We start from the raw sequence: 20,115 nt of genomic DNA, 5'->3' as shown, positions 1-20,115 counted from the left end.
GAGTAATACCTACTCAAAATTGAATATCTATTCAAATTTCACTTAAAAATAATTACGCTTTGTATTCTCAGTTACTTTGGATAAGTCCTCGAGCTATTAGTATTAGTCCGCTACATGTGTCGCCACACTTCCACTTCTAACCTATCTACCTGATCATCTCTCAGGGCTCTTACTGATATAAAATCATGGGAAATCTCATCTTGAGGTGGGTTTCACACTTAGATGCTTTCAGCGTTTATCCCTTCCCTACATAGCTACCCAGCGATGCCTTTGGCAAGACAACTGGTACACCAGCGGTAAGTCCACTCTGGTCCTCTCGTACTAGGAGCAGATCCTCTCAAATTTCCTACGCCCGCGACGGATAGGGACCGAACTGTCTCACGACGTTCTGAACCCAGCTCGCGTGCCGCTTTAATGGGCGAACAGCCCAACCCTTGGGACCGACTACAGCCCCAGGATGCGACGAGCCGACATCGAGGTGCCAAACCTCCCCGTCGATGTGAACTCTTGGGGGAGATAAGCCTGTTATCCCCAGGGTAGCTTTTATCCGTTGAGCGATGGCCCTTCCATACGGAACCACCGGATCACTAAGCCCGACTTTCGTCCCTGCTCGAGTTGTAGCTCTCGCAGTCAAGCTCCCTTATACCTTTACACTCTGCGAATGATTTCCAACCATTCTGAGGGAACCTTTGGGCGCCTCCGTTACCTTTTAGGAGGCGACCGCCCCAGTCAAACTGCCCGTCAGACACTGTCTCCGATAGGGATCACCTATCTGGGTTAGAGTGGCCATAACACAAGGGTAGTATCCCAACAACGTCTCCTTCGAAACTGGCGTCCCGATCTCTTAGACTCCTACCTATCCTGTACATGTGGTACAGACACTCAATATCAAACTGCAGTAAAGCTCCATGGGGTCTTTCCGTCCTGTCGCGGGTAACCTGCATCTTCACAGGTACTAAAATTTCACCGAGTCTCTCGTTGAGACAGTGCCCAAATCATTACGCCTTTCGTGCGGGTCGGAACTTACCCGACAAGGAATTTCGCTACCTTAGGACCGTTATAGTTACGGCCGCCGTTTACTGGGGCTTCAATTCATACCTTCGCTTACGCTAAGCACTCCTCTTAACCTTCCAGCACCGGGCAGGCGTCACCCCCTATACATCATCTTACGATTTAGCAGAGAGCTGTGTTTTTGATAAACAGTTGCTTGGGCCTATTCACTGCGGCTGACATATGTCAGCACCCCTTCTCCCGAAGTTACGGGGTCATTTTGCCGAGTTCCTTAACGAGAGTTCTCTCGCTCACCTGAGGCTACTCGCCTCGACTACCTGTGTCGGTTTGCGGTACGGGTAGAGTATGTTTAAACGCTAGAAGCTTTTCTTGGCAGTGTGACGTCACTAACTTCGCTACTAAACTTCGCTCCCCATCACAGCTCAATGTTATAGATATAAGCATTTGACTCATATCACACCTCACTGCTTAGACAGACTCTTCCATTCGTCTGCTTTAGTTAGCCTACTGCGTCCCTCCATCACTACATACTCTAGTACAGGAATATCAACCTGTTGTCCATCGGATACACCTTTCGGTCTCTCCTTAGGTCCCGACTAACCCAGGGCGGACGAGCCTTCCCCTGGAAACCTTAGTCTTACGGTGGACAGGATTCTCACCTGTCTTTCGCTACTCATACCGGCATTCTCACTTCTATGCGTTCCAGCACTCCTCACGGTATACCTTCTTCACACATAGAACGCTCTCCTACCATACCTATAAAAGGTATCCACAGCTTCGGTAAATTGTTTTAGCCCCGGTACATTTTCGGCGCAGGGTCACTCGACTAGTGAGCTATTACGCACTCTTTGAATGAATAGCTGCTTCTAAGCTAACATCCTAGTTGTCTGTGCAACCCCACATCCTTTTCCACTTAACAATTATTTTGGGACCTTAGCTGGTGGTCTGGGCTGTTTCCCTTTCGACTACGGATCTTAGCACTCGCAGTCTGACTGCCGACCATAATTCATTGGCATTCGGAGTTTATCTGAGATTGGTAATCCGGGATGGACCCCTCACCCAAACAGTGCTCTACCTCCAAGAATCTCTAATGTCGACGCTAGCCCTAAAGCTATTTCGGAGAGAACCAGCTATCTCCAAGTTCGTTTGGAATTTCTCCGCTACCCACAAGTCATCCAAGCACTTTTCAACGTGCCCTGGTTCGGTCCTCCAGTGCGTCTTACCGCACCTTCAACCTGCTCATGGGTAGGTCACATGGTTTCGGGTCTACGTCATGATACTAATTCGCCCTATTCAGACTCGGTTTCCCTACGGCTCCGTCTCTTCAACTTAACCTCGCATCATAACGTAACTCGCCGGTTCATTCTACAAAAGGCACGCTCTCACCCATTAACGGGCTCGAACTTGTTGTAGGCACACGGTTTCAGGTTCTATTTCACTCCCCTCCCGGGGTGCTTTTCACCTTTCCCTCACGGTACTGGTTCACTATCGGTCACTAGGGAGTATTTAGGGTTGGGAGATGGTCCTCCCAGATTCCGACGGGATTTCGCGTGTCCCGCCGTACTCAGGATACTGCTAGGCACAAAGACTATTTTAATTACGAGGCTATTACTCTCTCTGGCTGATCTTCCCAAATCATTCTTCTATAGTCCTTGAGTCCACATTGCAGTCCTACAACCCCGAAGAGTAAACTCTTCGGTTTGCCCTCCTGCCGTTTCGCTCGCCGCTACTAAGGCAATCGCTTTTGCTTTCTCTTCCTGCAGCTACTTAGATGTTTCAGTTCACTGCGTCTTCCTCCTCACATCCTTAACAGATATGGGTAACAGGTAGTACCTGTTGGGTTCCCCCATTCGGAAATCCCTGGATCATCGCTTACTTACAGCTACCCAAGGCATATCGTCGTTTGTCACGTCCTTCTTCGGCTCCTAGTGCCAAGGCATCCACCGTGCGCCCTTATTAACTTAACCTTATTTTTTGACCTTTCAGTCATAAACTCTTTATTAATACTACAGCGTTTTCGGTTTATTTTCTTGTTACTATTTGATATAGATATTCAATTTTCAATGTGCATTACTTGGTGATCTCTCACCAATGGAGCCTAGCGGGATCGAACCGCTGACCTCCTGCGTGCAAAGCAGGCGCTCTCCCAGCTGAGCTAAGGCCCCACAAGACCTCTCAAGACTAAACAAGACCAATGCGCAGTTCCTTATCCTTAGAAAGGAGGTGATCCAGCCGCACCTTCCGATACGGCTACCTTGTTACGACTTCACCCCAATCATCTATCCCACCTTAGGCGGCTGGCTCCTAAAAGGTTACCTCACCGACTTCGGGTGTTACAAACTCTCGTGGTGTGACGGGCGGTGTGTACAAGGCCCGGGAACGTATTCACCGCGGCGTGCTGATCCGCGATTACTAGCGATTCCGACTTCATGTAGGCGAGTTGCAGCCTACAATCCGAACTGAGACTGGCTTTAAGAGATTAGCTTGCCGTCACCGGCTTGCGACTCGTTGTACCAGCCATTGTAGCACGTGTGTAGCCCAGGTCATAAGGGGCATGCTGATTTGACGTCATCCCCACCTTCCTCCGGTTTATTACCGGCAGTCTCGTTAGAGTGCCCAACTGAATGATGGCAACTAACAATAAGGGTTGCGCTCGTTGCGGGACTTAACCCAACATCTCACGACACGAGCTGACGACAACCATGCACCACCTGTCACCTCTGTCCCGAAGGAAAACTCTATCTCTAGAGCGGTCAGAGGGATGTCAAGACCTGGTAAGGTTCTTCGCGTTGCTTCGAATTAAACCACATGCTCCACCGCTTGTGCGGGCCCCCGTCAATTCCTTTGAGTTTCAACCTTGCGGTCGTACTCCCCAGGCGGAGTGCTTAATGCGTTAGCTACGGCACTAAACCCCGGAAAGGGTCTAACACCTAGCACTCATCGTTTACGGCGTGGACTACCAGGGTATCTAATCCTGTTTGCTCCCCACGCTTTCGAGCCTCAGCGTCAGTTACAAGCCAGAGAGCCGCTTTCGCCACCGGTGTTCCTCCATATATCTACGCATTTCACCGCTACACATGGAATTCCACTCTCCCCTCTTGCACTCAAGTTAAACAGTTTCCAAAGCGTACTATGGTTAAGCCACAGCCTTTAACTTCAGACTTATCTAACCGCCTGCGCTCGCTTTACGCCCAATAAATCCGGACAACGCTCGGGACCTACGTATTACCGCGGCTGCTGGCACGTAGTTAGCCGTCCCTTTCTGGTAAGATACCGTCACAGTGTGAACTTTCCACTCTCACACTCGTTCTTCTCTTACAACAGAGCTTTACGATCCGAAAACCTTCTTCACTCACGCGGCGTTGCTCGGTCAGACTTCCGTCCATTGCCGAAGATTCCCTACTGCTGCCTCCCGTAGGAGTCTGGGCCGTGTCTCAGTCCCAGTGTGGCCGATCACCCTCTCAGGTCGGCTATGTATCGTTGCCTTGGTGAGCCGTTACCTCACCAACTAGCTAATACAACGCAGGTCCATCTGGTAGTGATGCAATTGCACCTTTTAAGCAAATGTCATGCAACATCTACTATTATGCGGTATTAGCTATCGTTTCCAATAGTTATCCCCCACTACCAGGCAGGTTACCTACGCGTTACTCACCCGTTCGCAACTCATCCGGAAAGAGCAAGCTCCTCCTTCAGCGTTCTACTTGCATGTATTAGGCACGCCGCCAGCGTTCGTCCTGAGCCAGGATCAAACTCTCATTAAAAGTTTGAGTTCTCACTCATTTCTGTCACTGACAGATTTATTGTTTTTTTCATTGTTCAGTACTACAACCTCAGTTGTAGTGCCCTGCACATTGGTTCGTCTTGTTCAGTTTTCAAAGGTCTTTGTCACTCGCTTCTCTCAAGCGACAACTATATTAGTATATCACAGCCGCTTTCGCTTGTCAACACTTTTTTGAAACTTTTTTTAATTTTTTTCATCAAGTGTTTCAACCGCAACATACCATAGTCCGTACGGGATTCGAACCCGTGTTACCGCCGTGAAAAGGCGGTGTCTTAACCCCTTGACCAACGGACCGGAGTTGCTATTTCCAACTCTTACTATTATACCGACTTTTTTTTCTTTGTCAACACCTTTTTTAAACTTTTTTTAAGTTTTTTGCATGGCTTTCTAGTGGGTACGGATGTCAAAATCTTTAAACACAATTCGTAAGTCTCTTAGGACCCTTTGACGGCCCCGAAAGCGTTCATTCCTGAGGATGCGTTCTAACTCTTCTTGTTTCTCTTTATTTTGTTTACTTCTATAATCTCTTAGTGTTTCATGAAAGAGATAATAGTCATCTAGCCAGAGGCCATCCTCACTGATACGATGACTGATCTCACCAACTTCTTCATACGGTTCTTTATCATATCTTCGTTTTTGACTTTCCTGCTTACGGATATAATCTAAAATACGATTTCGGAACTTAGTTTTGAAGTACTTCCTTAATCGAGGGATATCTTCTGTCAGCTCTTCTTCTCTACTAATCAATTCATGCAAGCAAATCATACCTTCTTGATCCCAATCCGATAACTCCCATAAATGAAGGTAATACTCATTTCTACACTTATACACAATTCCCTGGACTTCTTTATACAATTCTTTAAACATAACGTTCCCCTTTCTAGATACAGTTTAACAAATAAAGAAGCTAATTGGATTCTTTTCTCTGTTCTGTTCTCTCTACCTCCTCAACTGCACAAAAAAGAGAGGACTTGCCTCTCTTTGGGTTATTTTTCGTCATTCATTTTTGACCTTACTTCATCATAGGATAGTGCATGAGATTCCTCTTCTACTGCTTCAGGCATCTTTCCTGTTTCGTAAAGAGCTTTTATTTGTGTACTATCCAGTGTTTCGTATTTCAATAATGCTTCTGCAATCAACTTGTGGGTTTCACGATTTGATTGGATGATTTCAGCAGCTTTGTTTCGTGCTTGATTCAACAATGAACGAACTTCTTCGTCAATTTCATAAGCTGTTTGTTCTGAAATTGATTTTTGAGGGGTTTGTGCACCAAACATGGCATGATTTCCTTCATATTGTACTGGACCAAGTTTTTCACTCATACCATACTCTGTAACCATTGCACGCGCCATCTGAGTAGCTTGTTCAAAGTCATTAGATGCTCCAGTTGTTTGGACGTTAAAGATAATCTCTTCAGCTACACGTCCCCCCATTAAGCCAGCCAATTGCTCTTTCATATCTTCTTTAGATAGAAGCATTTGATCCTCTTTAGGAAGTGCAATCATATATCCACCTGCACGGCCACGTGGTACAATTGTAACCTTATGGACAACGCGGGCATTCGACAAGACTAGACCAACAATGGTATGTCCTGCCTCATGGTAGGCAACCAATTCACGTTCTTTTTGTGAAACTGTCTTATCTTTCTTAGAAGGTCCAGCAATAACTCTATCTTCTGCTTCGTCAATATCTGAGGCATCAATTATCGATTTATTGCGACGAGCAGCAACTAAAGCCGCTTCATTCAATACATTCTCTAAATCAGCACCAACAAAGCCTGGAGTTTGTTGAGCCACTAATTTCAAATCAACATCTTCTGCTAAAGGCTTGTTCTTAGCATGAACTTTCAAGATTGCTTCACGACCTTTAACATCAGGGCGACCAACCAATACTTTTCTATCAAAACGTCCTGGACGTAAAAGGGCAGGGTCTAGTACATCTGAACGGTTTGTCGCAGCAATGACGATAATCCCTTCATTTCCCTCAAAACCATCCATCTCAATCAAGAGTTGGTTCAATGTTTGTTCACGTTCGTCATTACCTCCGCCTAGACCAACTCCACGTTGACGTCCGACAGCATCAATTTCATCGATAAAGATGATAGCTGGTGCTGCTTTTTTGGCATCTTCAAAAAGAGAACGAACACGACTAGCTCCAACTCCGACAAACATTTCTACAAAGTCAGAACCTGAGATACTAAAGAATGGAACACCTGCTTCTCCAGCAACTGCCTTAGCAAGTAAGGTCTTACCTGTCCCCGGAGGTCCCTCCAAAAGAACACCTGCTGGAATACGGGCTCCAAGTTTTGTAAATCGTTTTGGATCTTTTAAGAACTCAACAACTTCAACTAGTTCTTGTTTTTCTTCCTCAGCTCCAGCAACATCTGAAAATCTTACTTTAATATCTTCTTTATTTGCAGCTTTAGCCTTACTACGTCCAAAACTCATCGGGTTACGGCTATTATTTCCTCCCATATTTCCCATCATAGAAAATAGAAAGAAGAAAAGAATACCGAATGGCACAATGGATACAAGAATATTAATCCACATACCACTTGAACTTTCATGCTTAATAGTTACTTCCGCTTTATGATCAGAAGCAAGCTTTTGCAATTCAGATACTGTCGTGTCTGAAGGAAGAATAATGCTTGAAAATTTCTCTACTGTTGTAGCAGAAGGAGAGAAGAACTGAATGCCTGTTTCTTCTTTACTTGTTTTAGGATTTTTATAAACACCCGAAACTTCGATAACACTGCCATTTGGTTGGTAGGTTAATTCTTTTACGTTGTCATCGGTAATTTCTTTTACCAATTCTGTATAATTAATTTGCTCACTTTTTCCTGCAACACTACCTGTACTAAAATACTGGTAACTTGTAACTAGGAAAAAAATAAGTAATAACCATAGAAAAGGATTTTTAATTAAACCATTATTTTGTTTTTTCATTAAAAATTGTTCTTTCTAATTTGAATATACTTCTTCTTTTAATACTCCAACAAAAGGAAGGTTACGATAATTTTCTTTGTAGTCTAAACCATAACCTACTACAAACTCATTTGGGATAGTAAAGCAGGTATAGTCTGCTTTAATTTCTACCACACGTCCTTCTGGTTTATCCAACAAAGTTGCAATGTTAACAGAAGCTGCTTCTCTTGCAATAAACATATCTCGCAAACTCTTCAAAGTTTGACCTGTATCAATGATATCTTCTACAAATAGAACATGTCTTCCTTTGATATCCTGAGTCACATCTTGTTTAATATTGATCACACCACTGCTTGCTGTTCCACCATGATAGCTAGAAACCATCATGAAGTCCATTTCAATATGTGTATCAATATTTTTAACCAATTCAGCCATAAAAGGAATAGATCCTTTTAAAATCCCAACTAAGATTGGATTTTTTCCTGCATAGTCCTTGGTTAATTGAGCACCTAATTTTTTAGCCGCTTCTGTAATTTCATCTTGTGAAACGAGAATTTTTTTAATATCGTTTTCTAACATTTTTTTACCTATCTATTTTTTCTATATAAAGTACAGTGTTCATTATATCATTTTTCGTGTTTTTACTCAAATTACTGGTCGCAATTCCCAAAATTGATACAATTTCACCAAATTGCTCAATAATTAGAGCTGATTTTCGCTTTTCCATAGGAATTTTCAAATCAATAAATAGACGTCTAAGTTTTTTTCTATGTCCATTTTGAATCAAAACATCTCCTGTTTTTCGATGACGAATGTGTATGGATGTTTCTCGTGAAACAGGTATTTGTTGAATTGATTCACCTTTTAAAGGAATTCCAAAGGAAAATGTGTATCCTTGATAAGTAACCTGATTTTGATAGTGTAACACAAGTTCATATTCCTTTTCATCAGCCTGAGGACTGATTTTACAAATCCGAAACTGTTGATACTCTTTTTCTAATTCATAACCATTTTTAAGTGGATGACGATACTGGCTTTTAGTTTTTAAAATTTGTCTAACTTCTTCAAACTGAGCTTTTGTAAGATTCAAATCTGGAAAACGATTCAGATAAGTTTGAAGCAAAACGCTTTGTGTCGACTCAGAGTAAGACAATAGCTGCTCTAAATTTTCTACATTAATATTCTTTGATAATTCAGCTATAGCTAAGTCATAATCTAAAATTTCATTGCCGATACTTAAAATTGCATCTTTAAATCTAGGATTTTCTTTTTCTAATTCTGGTAAATAAGAATTTCGAATACGATTGCGAAAATAATGATTTTCCTGATTTGATCTATCTTCAAAGTGAAAAATTGGTGGAAAGTCTTTTTTCTGAAAATGCAAGAAGGGCCGAATGATTTCTATCTCTCCGACTACTTGCTTCTCCTTAATTCCTGATAGATAGCGCAAACGAGTGCCTCGGATTAAACGCATTAAAATCGTTTCCACATGGTCATCAGCATGGTGGGCAGTGACTAAGGCTGTCGCACCTGTCTTTTTCATGACCTCTTTAAAAAAATCATAACGAAAATCTCGAGCTCGCACTTCTGAAAATTCACCTGAAAAATTACTTATATAAATAGGAAGCTCTGCTTCAGCAGCCAACTTCCTTAATTCTTTTTCTTCCAAATCTGATTCTACTCTCTGCTTATGATTCACATGAGCTAGAATCAATTCAATTTCTAACTCTTTTTTATAGGTAGACAATACCTTAAATAGAAACATAGAATCTAATCCACCAGAAATAGCTAGCACCACCTTAGTATGTTTTTTAAAATATTCTCTCTTGAGAAAATGATTTAAAAAATCTTGCTCCCTCATTTTAGAACCTCATAAACATCCTTGGCTATCTTAGAAATCGTATCATAATCAGAATTTTTAGTGAAAATAGAAAGAACAAATGGAGAATCTGCATATACAACGCCCGTATCATGCTTAAATTCATCCGCATCTCCAATTTTATGAGCTACTTTAACGGAAACACCTTTGGCAATTCTCTCATTATCAAAATCTGTTTTAGTCAAAGAATCCAATACAAATCCATTTTGGTTATAAATAGCTTCCATGACTTTCCCAGCCATTTTAGAAGAAATCAATTTTTCTTTTGGATTCCAATCATCTCCCATAATAACAGACATCTTAGACTTGAATGTGGCATCAGATTGATTTGAAATGTAATATCCCAATAAATTATGAGCTACATTATCAGATTCTTTTGATACTTTCGTAATTAAATCCTTTAGAGAATACTCTTTATTATCCTCTTTTTTAGGAAGACTACCACTCCCTTCTGGTTTATAAGAACCTGGAAAATCATTGACTGCAGATATGTATTTTACAGTCGTATCTAACTGATAAAGACCTTCATTTATTTTTTCTTGCGTATAGTAGAGATAAGGTAGTTTCAAAACACTAGCTGCATACATCTTTTCATCTTGATTGATACCAGCTTCTTTTCCAGTAGTCAATTGCTTAACATAAATAGAGAATGAATCCTTCTGATATTTTTCAGATAATATTTCTTGGACTTTACTCATCCGATTATCTTCTTCAGCAGTTGATTCTTTAGCTATCCATCCAGCCTGATTAATATGTAGAAATTCTCTTCCTTCTACAAACATAGTCTTGTCGATTGAAACTTGCGAATAAGCTGATAAGGATGATTTCACTTCTTTTAAATCATAAGGACTATTGTACAGTTTAAAATCAGATTCTAACCATACTTGTTTTATGGTTGGAGTTACCTCTGACTGATCATATAAAAATCGTTTGTCTGCAGCTATAAATTGATGATTTGATAGCTTAAATACTGGAATTCCTTGTTTATTTAAGCGCCACTCGGTTATTTGAAAACTTGTTTGGGGAGTCAATTTTCCAGATTCCACTACTAAATCTTCATTCGCATAAACAGGAACCTCTCCATAAACCATTGGAGAACTTAATTTTTCTCTAAAATAAATACCAAAGTCAGATTGTGAAAGGTAATAAATTTCTTTTGAAGTATAGACGACTTCTTTTTCTGTGCTAACGACTTTTGAAATGGTCAAAAAACTCGGTAGCAACAAAATAATTAAGAACTTACGCATTCTTCCTTTCCTTTTCTTCTTGTAAACGCAATAATTGATTTTTATCAGCCAACTCTTCCAGCTTTTCATCCGATAGACTCAAAAATTGCTCTATTACATCTAATAAATTTTCCATTTTATCACCTTGGGAGCAAGTCAGGAATCGTATAAACAGCTTCCCGATTCTTAGAATAATAATATTTTGCACGCATGTATTTAGCAGCGTAATCTTCATCCTTCAACTTTGTGGCAAAAGCTGTCTCTTTCTCCTTTTCCTCACTCAAGGTTTGATACTGAGTTTGCAAATCTGATAACTGTTGACGTCTTTGGAGTAATTGGTGATAGCTTTGAGCAAGATTATAAGTTGGTAAAATGAACAATAAAATCATCAAAATGAGAACCCAACCCATGAAACGATTCCGTTTTTGTCGTTCCTTCATCAGATAGCGACGACGTTGGTGTTCATTTTGAATAAAAGAATTATTCAATTGTACAATATTTTTAGACATTTTCTTCTACCCGTGTTTCACTGATAATTTCATACATGCCTGCTGCATCTTCTTTTTTGGTACTATCTTTCATCTCTAGTACTTTGACAAGTAGCAACTTATTCCCAAAGCGAATTTCAACTTGGTCATTAACTTTCAAATCCGTTGAACTTTTTGCCAAGATTCCATTTACCTTGATTCTGCCTTTATCTGCTACTTCTTTTGCGACTGTACGACGCTTGATAATTCTTGATACTTTTAAATATTTGTCTAATCTCATTTTTATTACCTCAAATTATTATTGTACCATTTTTATCCATTTTATAGAAGAAAAATGTTAAAGAAAATTTCCTTCTTTCGACTCTTTTATCTCTAATAAACTTTCTCCAAAAATGAGCAGACCTTCTAAAATTTCATAGTCCTTCTTATTTCGGACATCAAATACAACTTCCATTAATCCCTTATTCTCAGCTATGGCTGCTTTTAAGTTCGTTGCGGATAATGCTTTAAAATAATCTTGAGCCAAGAATAGTCGTTGAGTGACTTTTTCAAATTGAACTGTAATCTTATTTTCTTTTCTTTCCACACGTTCTACAAAGACCTTGTCAAAATATGACTTGACCAAACCAATCTCTAAAAGGTATGCTACTACATCTGGATATTCTCCAAAGCGGTCCATCAACTCTTCTTGTAATTCTTCATAGTTGACACGATTGTCAATTTGACGAATTTTCTTGTAAATTTCAATTTTATGTCGTTGGTCAGAAATATAAGTATCAGGAAGATAAGCATCAATTTGTAAAATCAACTCAGCATTTCCTTTGGTTCTTGTGTTCCCATTGCCATTCCGTTTAGCGATAGCTTCCTCTAGTAACTGTGAATACAATTCAAAACCAACAGAATCAATAAAACCTGATTGAGATTTTCCTAGGAGATTTCCTGCTCCACGAATTGACAGATCTCGCATCGCAATCTTAAATCCCGAGCCCAATTCTGTAAATCCTTTGATGGCTTCTAATCTCTTTTCAGAGACTTCACTGATTGATTTTTCTGGACGATACATGAGATAGGCATAAGCAATGCGATTGCTACGACCAACTCTTCCTCTTAATTGATACAAGGTTGACAAGCCCATGTGGTCCGCATTTTCAATAAATAAAGTATTAGCATTTGGAATGTCCACCCCTGTCTCAATAATGGTAGTCGTCACCAAGATATCGTATTGTCCCTCAATAAAGTCTAGTAGAGTATTTTCCAACTGTATTTCACTCATTCGACCATGAACATATCCAATCGAAGCCTCTGGAATCAACTCCTGTAATTCTGAAACCTTCTGGTCAATTGTGTCAACTTTGTTGTAAAGATAGTAAATTTGACCTCCACGCTCCATTTCACGCAAGACAGCATCACGAATGACACTATCATTCTTTTCTAAAACATAGGTTTGAACAGGATAGCGATTGGTTGGGGGAGTTTCAATAACAGACAAATCTCTGATTCCCAGCATAGACATATGGAGGGTACGAGGAATCGGCGTAGCGGTCAAAGTTAGGACATCCACTTGTTTCTTCAGTTCTTTCAAGGTTTCCTTATGCTTGACACCAAATCGCTGTTCTTCATCAATAATCATCAAGCCCAAATCAGCAAACACAACATCTTTTGACAAAACACGATGTGTTCCAATCAAAATATCGACTTGACCATTCTTTAATTTTTCAAGTGTCTCTGCCTGCTCTTTTTTACTTCTAAAGCGACTCAACACATCAATATTAACTGCAAAATTTTGGAATCGTTCCTTAAAATTTGTATAGTGTTGTTGTGCTAAAACCGTCGTCGGAACTAGAACGACAACCTGTTTGTGATCATTGACTGCCTTAAAGGCTGCACGCATAGCAACCTCAGTCTTTCCAAATCCAACATCCCCAACTAAAAGTCGATCCATTGGCTGAGAAGCCTGCATATCACTCTTGATTTCCTCAATACTACGAAGTTGATCATCCGTTTCAACATAAGGAAAAGCATCATCAAAAGCATGTTGATCTTCATCATCAGCTGAGAAAGCAAAACCTTTCAACTGACTACGCTCAGAATAAAGTTTGATTAAATCGTCAGCTATATCCTCTACCTGATTCTTAACTTTTTGCTTAGCCTTTTTGAAATGACCGTCATTTAATTTATTGAGTTTTGGAGCTTTCCCATCACTTGAAATATATTTAGACAGTAACTGAATCTGCTCTACTGGGATGGAAATTTGATCCCCATTTTGATACTGAACACTTACATAATCGCGGTGAATTCCTTTGATTTCAATTGTTTCAATTCCTAGATATTGACCAATCCCATGAATATGGTGAACAACGTAATCTCCTTTTTCAAGTTCATTGTAATCTTTTAATCTCTCTGCGTTTGAAACATGTTGTCTTCGAAAACGACGTTTCAATTTCTTTTGAAAAATCTCATGTTCAGTTATCAATAAAATCTTTTCATCTACAAAATGAAAACCATGTCTGAGATTTCCCTCAATCAAATTTACAGATTCTTTACAGATACTTGACTTATCTCTGGAATCCAATTTAATCTGGTATTCCTCTAAAACATCCTCTAATGTTTTACTTCCCGTTGAATTGCTAGACTGCAGGATGATAGTGTAATCCATTTTTTTGTATCGTTCAATTTCTTCTTTTAGAAAAGAAAATTGATTGAAAAACTCCTGCATAGGATATTGATTAAATTGATAAATCTGGTCAAACTTGAGATTTCCTAACCCCTTTTGTAGATTAGAGAAAAAGGTAACTGGACTCTGTTTTTTATAGATTTGCTCTGTATCAGCAAAATACTTCATCTCAGAAAATGCTTTACTATTCTGTAATTCTTCTGTAAAGTATTGAACTAATTCTCTTTCAAATACTTCATACTGATTCATCAATTTTTGATAATCATCAAAGAATATTGGGGTATCTTTTTCAATATAGTCAAAAACAGTCCATGTCTTGTCATAACACAAAGATAAAAATTTCCGAGAATCTAAATGTACTTGTTTTTGGTAAAAACTTGAAAAAATTTCTTCTAAGTATGATTTTAAAATAGGTGATGACGTTTTTGAAATTTGTTTTTCTAAAGCTGACTGACCTCGTTGATAATCCTTTTCTCTCAAAAGCATATCACTAGCTGGAAAGATAGTGAGTTCTGTCTGATTTTCTTTCGATAATTGTGTTTCGACTTCAAATGACCTGATACCATCAATTTCATCACCAAAAAACTCAATTCGGCAAGGTTCTAACTGGGATATTTCAAAAATATCTAAAATATCTCCTCGCAAACTAAATTCGCCTTGAGTTTGTACTTGTGTAACTTTTCGATAGCCAATTTCCTTTAACTGATGGATAAGCGCGTGTTGATCGTACTCTTCACCCACTGATATTTTTACAATACTATCTTTGAACACATTTGGAGACGGTAAAATCAATCGACTTGCTGCGATATTACAAACTAAAATCCCTCTCTTAGATGAATCAGTCAAAAAACGCAAGGCTTCAACCCGTGAAATGATTTTTTCTTGTGAAGACATCAAAAACTCTACCATAGGAGCATCATCTACTAAAAATGGATAGACCAGTTCCTCACCCAAGATAGATATAAGATCACTAACAAGTCCTTCTGCTTCTCCATAAGTTGACGTTAATAATACAATCTTATCTTCTTTTTCTAGACTACTTGCAATTACAAGAGCCTTAGTAGACGTTGATAAACCTAGTATCAGTTGTCTTTTCTTATCTGTTAAATTTTGATGCCATTTTTTGATCTGATTATTTTCAGAGAATAAATCTAATAAGGTCACCATTTATCCGTTATACCTCTGCATTGTTTTCTCAAAATTTTTTTCTTGTAAATAGTAATTTACAGAATCGTCAACCTTGTCAATAGACTGTAAAATACCAATATAATCATCCTTGTCAAACTTACTCAAAACATGATGAACAACTGACATGCCGTTTTTGGGTCTTCCAATTCCAATCTTAACACGTTTAAAGACCTGAGTCCCTATATGTTGAATAATAGACTTGATACCATTATGACCACCTGCTGATCCTTTAGATCGAAGACGAATCTTTCCAACTTCCATATCAAGATCATCGTAAATGATGAGTAAATCTTCAATATCCAAACCATAGTAAGTTAATAAAGCATGAACTGCTTTTCCACTTTCATTCATAAAGGTCGTTGGTTTGACCAGATAAATTTTTTCTCCATTTAGGAAAAAGGATGCTAGGTCAGCTTGAAATATCTTATCGTGTGTAAAAGTGACATTCTGTTTTTTCGCTAGTTGGTCAATCAACATAAAACCAACATTGTGTTTTGTTTCAAAATATTTATCCCCTGGATTTCCTAATCCTACAAGTAATTTAGTCATTTATTTTCCTTTCAAAAGCCAAAAGGGTTGGAATTTTTTTCCAACCTAATTGACACTATTCATTAAATTTTTAGACATTAAAGCGGAATTCCATGATATCGCCATCTTGAACGATATATTCTTTTCCTTCTTCACGCAAGCGTCCAGCTTCTTTTACGGCCTTTTCAGAGCCGTATTTAACTAGATCCTCATATGACATGGTTACTGCACGAATAAAGCCTTTTTCAAAGTCTGAGTGGATAATACCAGCTGCTTGAGGAGCCTTCATACCACGTTTAAAGGTCCAAGCGCGAACTTCTTTTTCGCCAGCTGTGAAGTAAGTTCCAAGTCCAAGTAAATGGTAAGCTGCACGAGTCAACTTATCCACACCTGATTCTGTCAAACCAATGGCTTCAAGAAACTCTTCTTTATCCTCATCGTCTAACTCAGAAATTTCTTCCTCAGCACGCGCAGAAATAACTACTACCTCTGCATTTTCTGTCGCTGCGAATTCACGAATTTGTTTGACATAGTCGATAGAGTCAGGTTCTGAAACCACATCCTCATCAACGTTAGCTACATAAAGAACTGGTTTTGTGGTCAAAAGGAAAAGACCTTTAACTACTTTTTGTTCTTCATCTGTAAACTCGATTGTACGAGCTGATTTTCCATCTTCAAGGACTGGTTTAATCTTTTGAAGAACATTAAACTCTGCTACAGATTCTTTATCTTTTTGCGTACGTGCCATCTTTTCTACACGCGCATAGCGCTTATTGACTGATTCTAAGTCAGCAAGAATCAATTCCAGATTAATAGTATCAATATCTGCAAGTGGATCCACAAAGGCATCTTCACGTCCTTGCTCGCGCATGACATTTTCATCATCAAAAGCACGAACTACGTGAACAATCGCATCTACTTCACGAATATTGGCCAAGAATTTATTACCTAGCCCTTCTCCCTTTGAAGCTCCTTTTACAATCCCTGCGATATCTGTAAACTCAAATGTTGTTGGAACTGTCTTTTTAGGAGTAATCATTTCCGTCAATTTTTGGAGGCGTTCATCAGGAACCTCAACCATTCCAACGTTTGGATCAATCGTCGCAAATGGGTAGTTGGCTGCCTCTGCTCCTGCTTTTGTAATTGCATTAAATAGTGTTGATTTACCAACGTTTGGCAAACCAACGATACCTGCTGTTAAAGCCATATTTTCTCATTCTCCGTTTTCATTTCAATCCCTAATATTATAACACAAAAAGGGAAAACTTGCTAACCCTCTAACTAAGGGTTAGCATACTCTTCGAAAATCTCTTCAAACCACGTCAACATCGCCTTGCCGTAGGTAGGGTTACTGACTTCGTCAGTTCTATCCACAACCTCAAAACGGTGTTTTGAGCTGACTTCATCAGTTCTATCTGCAACCTCAAAACAGTGTTTTGAGCAACCTGCGGCTAGTTTCCTAGTTTCCTAGTTTGCTCTTTGATTTTCATTGAGTATCAGTCAATAATTTTATTCATCTTTCGATCAAAATCATAGCGTCCCATCATGACAACATGGTCACAATTACTGCATTTAATTTTGATATCTGCCCCTACACGCGTAATTTCCCAACGATTGGCTTTTTTACCAGTTGATTTAATGGTACAAGCATGTGGCTTTTTCATTTCAACAAAATTTCCAACTTGATACATACTACTCTCCTTTTTCTTTTTTGATTATATCATAAAAGAGGCGAGCTAGGCTCAACCTCTTTAAGTTAATTTGTACGAACTGGGGTGATGAGCTGCATGAAGTCCTCGTCAGTATCTGCTGGCACAAGAGTAAACGGACGAACAGCTGAGATAAAGCTAATGGTCACCTTTTCGCTATTTAAAGCCTTAAGGGAATCAATCAAATAAGTTGGATTGAAACTAATAGTCAAATCATCTCCAGTCACCTGCTCAGTATCGATTTCTTCGTTTACTTTACCAACTTCAGGAGAATGAACATGGGCGCTAACAATCCCATTTTTAATTTCAAGTTTCACAGTACCATTTTGAGTTGCACTTGATAAAAGACGAGCACGTTCCATTGACTGGCGTAAGTTTACAACATCAAAAGTGATAGTAGTGTTAAAGTCCGTTGGAATCAAACGATCTGTATCAGGATAGTTTCCTTCTAACAAACGTGTGTAGAAGCTAATATTTTCGCTTCTAAAGAGGATTTGATTGTTGGCAAAGAAAATCTCTACAGTTTCGATATCATCTGTAAATACCGCTGAAAATTCGCGTAGAGAACGGCTAGGAATCACGACATCAAAATCATCACTATTTTTCTCAAGCGTTAATTTTTTCTGGCTTAGACGATGAGAGTCTGTTGCCACTGTTTTTAGCTCCTTGTGTTGACTCAATACAAAATGAACACCTGTTAAAATCGGACGACTCTCTTGTGTACTTGCAGCAAATGCTGTTTCATTGATAATTTTCTTGAGTAATTTTGTTTCAAGTATTAAAGGAGTGCTTGCTGAAATTTCTTGGATTCGTGGATATTGTTCGCTATCTTTTCCTTTTAGAGTAATTTCTGATTTACCGCTGGTTAAAACAATTTGATTTTGTTCAATTTCTTTAAAATCAAGAGTTACATCAGGTAGACTAGATACCACATTAATAAAGAAAGAAGCTTCAAGAAGGATTGAACCTAAAGAATTAATTAGCAAACCAGCATTTTCATTTTTTTGAGAAATAAAATTTTCAATTGAAATTTGACCATTTGAACCAATTAAAGTAACACCTTCATTGGTCACGTCAATTTTGACAGTTGATAAAATAGGAATAGCATTTTTAGAACTAATAGCTCTTTTAGTAGTATTTAATGCTTGTAGAAATAAATTTTTATTAATTGAAAAATGAATCATGGATTCTCCTTTATTTATTTTTAGTATTAGAAGGATAATAGTAATAATAGAGTCTGTGAAATCTGTGGAAAACAGACTTCAAACAAGTCATATCAAGTTTTTTGGCTTGTTTAAAAAATGTGGATAAAAAAGATAAAAAAGTAAAAGTTATCCACAAGTTATTTAATTTTCTTTTTGATGGATTCAATTTCTAAACGTAAATTATCGTCCTCATCAATCAAAGATTTAATTTTGGCATGGGCATGAATGACTGTTGTGTGATCTTTTCCACCAAATTCCTTCCCAATTTTTGGAAGACTATTATCTGTTAGTTCTCTAGATAAATACATGGCTACTTGACGGGCTAACACAATATTTTGAAGGCGTCTGCTTCCCTTCATTTCTTTGACACTGACACCATAAAAGTTACCAACTTCAGTTTGGATTTTATCAATTGGGATAACGAGCATTTGGCTAACATCTTGTTTACGTGCTCGAATAGCCTCTGCAGCAATATCAATAGTGATATCCTTGATTTTTTTTACACGGGCAATTAAAGTGATGTCGTTGATTGCTCCTTCAAGTTCTCGGACGTTTGAATCAAATTGACCAGCAAGGTATTCTAGGGTATCACTTTGGAAATGGTAGTCTAAATGCTCTGTTTTGCTTTGTAAAATGGCAATACGTGTCTCAAAGTCAGGTGGTGTGATGTTTTGCGTCAAGCCCCAGCTAAAGCGCGTGACAAGTCTTTCCTCAAGTCCCTCTAAGTGTTTAGGGCTACGATCACTAGTCAGAACAATTTGTTTTTGATTGTTATGGAGAACATTGAAAGTATTGAAAAATTCTTCTTGAGTTGCAACTTTTTTTCCACTCAGCGATTGGATATCATCAATTAACAAGAGATCGAGGCTACGGTAGGTTTTTTTGAACTTATCCATTTCACCAAGTCTCAGATGTTCAAGAAAGTCGTTGATAAAGCTTTCAGCAGGGATGTACTTCACACGCGCATCAGGAATATTTTTCAAAATCTCATTCCCAATGGCATTGAGTAAGTGAGTTTTACCAAGACCAGGTCCTCCATAGATAAAAAGAGGATTATAGGTCAAGGCCAAATCTTCAGAGACAGCCAAAGCGGCTGATACTGCCCAAACATTTCCATCCCCTTGGATAAAATTATCAAAGGTATACTTTTCTTTTAATCCAGTATCCGAATAAGGAATGGATGCTAACTTTGGACTATAATCATAAAGAGTTGAATTTGTAGCCTCTTCAACTTGTTTGACAGCCGTATCTTGAGGTTTGGTGAAAGTATAGTGAGGAGTTATCTCAGCATCATAAATTTCAAAACCAGCTACCACAATAATATCTTTTAGTTGTTTTTCCCAGACCATTTCCATTTCAGAGCGTGGTAAAAATATAGTGGCAACATTTTCCTCTACCTTGACGAGTTCAGCTTGAATAGCATAGAAATCATACATGGATCGAGTCAGTCTTTCTTGAGCAAATTCTAATATACGATTCCAAAATTGTTTTTCTTTCAA

14 protein-coding genes, 2 tRNA genes and 2 rRNA genes are annotated in these 20,115 nt (G+C 38.9%); all 18 read right to left on the bottom strand.

The features are described 5' to 3' along the window. Window positions 1-76 precede the first annotated feature (76 nt). Window positions 77-2,978: ribosomal RNA gene (locus UKS_RS00085) — 23S ribosomal RNA — on the bottom strand. Between the two features lie 125 nt (window positions 2,979-3,103). Next, window positions 3,104-3,176: transfer RNA gene (locus UKS_RS00080), tRNA-Ala, on the bottom strand. 51 nt (window positions 3,177-3,227) lie between these two features. Then, window positions 3,228-4,775: ribosomal RNA gene (locus UKS_RS00075) — 16S ribosomal RNA — on the bottom strand. Together the 16S and 23S rRNA genes with 2 tRNA genes alongside form the textbook arrangement of a ribosomal RNA operon. Before the next feature lie 242 nt (window positions 4,776-5,017). Continuing rightward, window positions 5,018-5,089, bottom strand: a tRNA-Glu gene (locus tag UKS_RS00070). 93 nt (window positions 5,090-5,182) lie between these two features. Beyond that, entirely contained in the window at window positions 5,183-5,662 is a 480-nt protein-coding gene (locus UKS_RS00065) for a sigma-70 family RNA polymerase sigma factor (protein ID WP_156011309.1), read from the bottom strand. A gap of 119 nt (window positions 5,663-5,781) precedes the next feature. After that, entirely contained in the window at window positions 5,782-7,740 is a 1,959-nt protein-coding gene (gene ftsH, locus UKS_RS00060) for an ATP-dependent zinc metalloprotease FtsH (protein ID WP_049496515.1), read from the bottom strand. Between the two features lie 15 nt (window positions 7,741-7,755). Further along, the gene (gene hpt, locus UKS_RS00055; protein ID WP_156011308.1) at window positions 7,756-8,298 is read right to left on the bottom strand and encodes a hypoxanthine phosphoribosyltransferase; all 543 of its coding nucleotides are present in this window, start codon (window positions 8,296-8,298) and stop codon (window positions 7,756-7,758) included. Window positions 8,299-8,302: 4 nt separating this feature from the next. Continuing rightward, on the bottom strand, window positions 8,303-9,580 hold the full coding sequence (tilS, locus tag UKS_RS00050; protein ID WP_156011307.1) for a tRNA lysidine(34) synthetase TilS: 1,278 nt from the start codon (window positions 9,578-9,580) through the stop codon (window positions 8,303-8,305). Beyond that, window positions 9,577-10,845, bottom strand: coding sequence for a serine hydrolase (locus UKS_RS00045; protein ID WP_156011306.1), 1,269 nt, complete (start codon window positions 10,843-10,845; stop codon window positions 9,577-9,579). The genes tilS and UKS_RS00045 overlap by 4 nt, the downstream gene beginning before the upstream one ends. Further along, on the bottom strand, window positions 10,838-10,960 hold the full coding sequence (locus tag UKS_RS09905) for an SP_0009 family protein (RefSeq protein WP_000429334.1): 123 nt from the start codon (window positions 10,958-10,960) through the stop codon (window positions 10,838-10,840). Before UKS_RS09905 ends, UKS_RS00045 begins: the two co-directional genes overlap by 8 nt. Before the next feature lie 4 nt (window positions 10,961-10,964). Continuing rightward, on the bottom strand, window positions 10,965-11,333 hold the full coding sequence (locus UKS_RS00040; protein WP_000041905.1) for a septum formation initiator family protein: 369 nt from the start codon (window positions 11,331-11,333) through the stop codon (window positions 10,965-10,967). Next, window positions 11,326-11,592, bottom strand: a complete 267-nt coding sequence (locus UKS_RS00035; RefSeq protein WP_001234978.1) for an RNA-binding S4 domain-containing protein — start codon at window positions 11,590-11,592, stop codon at window positions 11,326-11,328. The genes UKS_RS00040 and UKS_RS00035 overlap by 8 nt, the downstream gene beginning before the upstream one ends. Window positions 11,593-11,649: 57 nt before the next feature. Next, window positions 11,650-15,153, bottom strand: coding sequence for a transcription-repair coupling factor (gene mfd, locus UKS_RS00030; protein ID WP_156011305.1), 3,504 nt, complete (start codon window positions 15,151-15,153; stop codon window positions 11,650-11,652). Next, on the bottom strand, window positions 15,154-15,723 hold the full coding sequence (gene pth / locus UKS_RS00025) for an aminoacyl-tRNA hydrolase (protein ID WP_156011304.1): 570 nt from the start codon (window positions 15,721-15,723) through the stop codon (window positions 15,154-15,156). A 70-nt stretch (window positions 15,724-15,793) separates the two neighbouring features. Beyond that, window positions 15,794-16,909: a redox-regulated ATPase YchF gene (ychF, locus tag UKS_RS00020; protein ID WP_044789139.1), complete on the bottom strand. Its 1,116-nt coding sequence runs from the start codon at window positions 16,907-16,909 to the stop codon at window positions 15,794-15,796. 289 nt (window positions 16,910-17,198) lie between these two features. After that, complete coding sequence (locus UKS_RS00015; RefSeq protein WP_000285186.1) at window positions 17,199-17,393, bottom strand: DUF951 domain-containing protein; 195 nt, start codon at window positions 17,391-17,393, stop codon at window positions 17,199-17,201. A 65-nt stretch (window positions 17,394-17,458) separates the two neighbouring features. Further along, window positions 17,459-18,595, bottom strand: a complete 1,137-nt coding sequence (dnaN, locus tag UKS_RS00010) for a DNA polymerase III subunit beta (protein ID WP_156011303.1) — start codon at window positions 18,593-18,595, stop codon at window positions 17,459-17,461. A 158-nt stretch (window positions 18,596-18,753) separates the two neighbouring features. Next, the gene (dnaA, locus tag UKS_RS00005; RefSeq protein WP_156011302.1) at window positions 18,754-20,115 is read right to left on the bottom strand and encodes a chromosomal replication initiator protein DnaA; all 1,362 of its coding nucleotides are present in this window, start codon (window positions 20,113-20,115) and stop codon (window positions 18,754-18,756) included.

This window comes from Streptococcus sp. 116-D4, assembly GCF_009731465.1.
GTDB classification, from domain to species: Bacteria; Bacillota; Bacilli; order Lactobacillales; family Streptococcaceae; genus Streptococcus; species Streptococcus pseudopneumoniae_E.
This window is presented reverse-complemented; position numbering and strand designations above follow the sequence as displayed.

Bases quoted from the DNA above. Each gene is read 5' to 3' on its own strand.
- UKS_RS00065 (WP_156011309.1), bottom strand. From the start codon at position 5,662: ATGTTTAAAGAATTGTATAAAGAAGTCCAGGGAATTGTGTATAAGTGT.
- ftsH (WP_049496515.1), bottom strand. From the start codon at position 7,740: ATGAAAAAACAAAATAATGGTTTAATTAAAAATCCTTTTCTATGGTTA.
- hpt (WP_156011308.1), bottom strand. From the start codon at position 8,298: ATGTTAGAAAACGATATTAAAAAAATTCTCGTTTCACAAGATGAAATT.
- tilS (WP_156011307.1), bottom strand. From the start codon at position 9,580: ATGAGGGAGCAAGATTTTTTAAATCATTTTCTCAAGAGAGAATATTTT.
- UKS_RS00045 (WP_156011306.1), bottom strand. From the start codon at position 10,845: ATGCGTAAGTTCTTAATTATTTTGTTGCTACCGAGTTTTTTGACCATT.
- UKS_RS09905 (WP_000429334.1), bottom strand. From the start codon at position 10,960: ATGGAAAATTTATTAGATGTAATAGAGCAATTTTTGAGTCTATCGGAT.
- UKS_RS00040 (WP_000041905.1), bottom strand. From the start codon at position 11,333: ATGTCTAAAAATATTGTACAATTGAATAATTCTTTTATTCAAAATGAA.
- UKS_RS00035 (WP_001234978.1), bottom strand. From the start codon at position 11,592: ATGAGATTAGACAAATATTTAAAAGTATCAAGAATTATCAAGCGTCGT.
- mfd (WP_156011305.1), bottom strand. From the start codon at position 15,153: ATGGTGACCTTATTAGATTTATTCTCTGAAAATAATCAGATCAAAAAA.
- pth (WP_156011304.1), bottom strand. From the start codon at position 15,723: ATGACTAAATTACTTGTAGGATTAGGAAATCCAGGGGATAAATATTTT.
- ychF (WP_044789139.1), bottom strand. From the start codon at position 16,909: ATGGCTTTAACAGCAGGTATCGTTGGTTTGCCAAACGTTGGTAAATCA.
- UKS_RS00015 (WP_000285186.1), bottom strand. From the start codon at position 17,393: ATGTATCAAGTTGGAAATTTTGTTGAAATGAAAAAGCCACATGCTTGT.
- dnaN (WP_156011303.1), bottom strand. From the start codon at position 18,595: ATGATTCATTTTTCAATTAATAAAAATTTATTTCTACAAGCATTAAAT.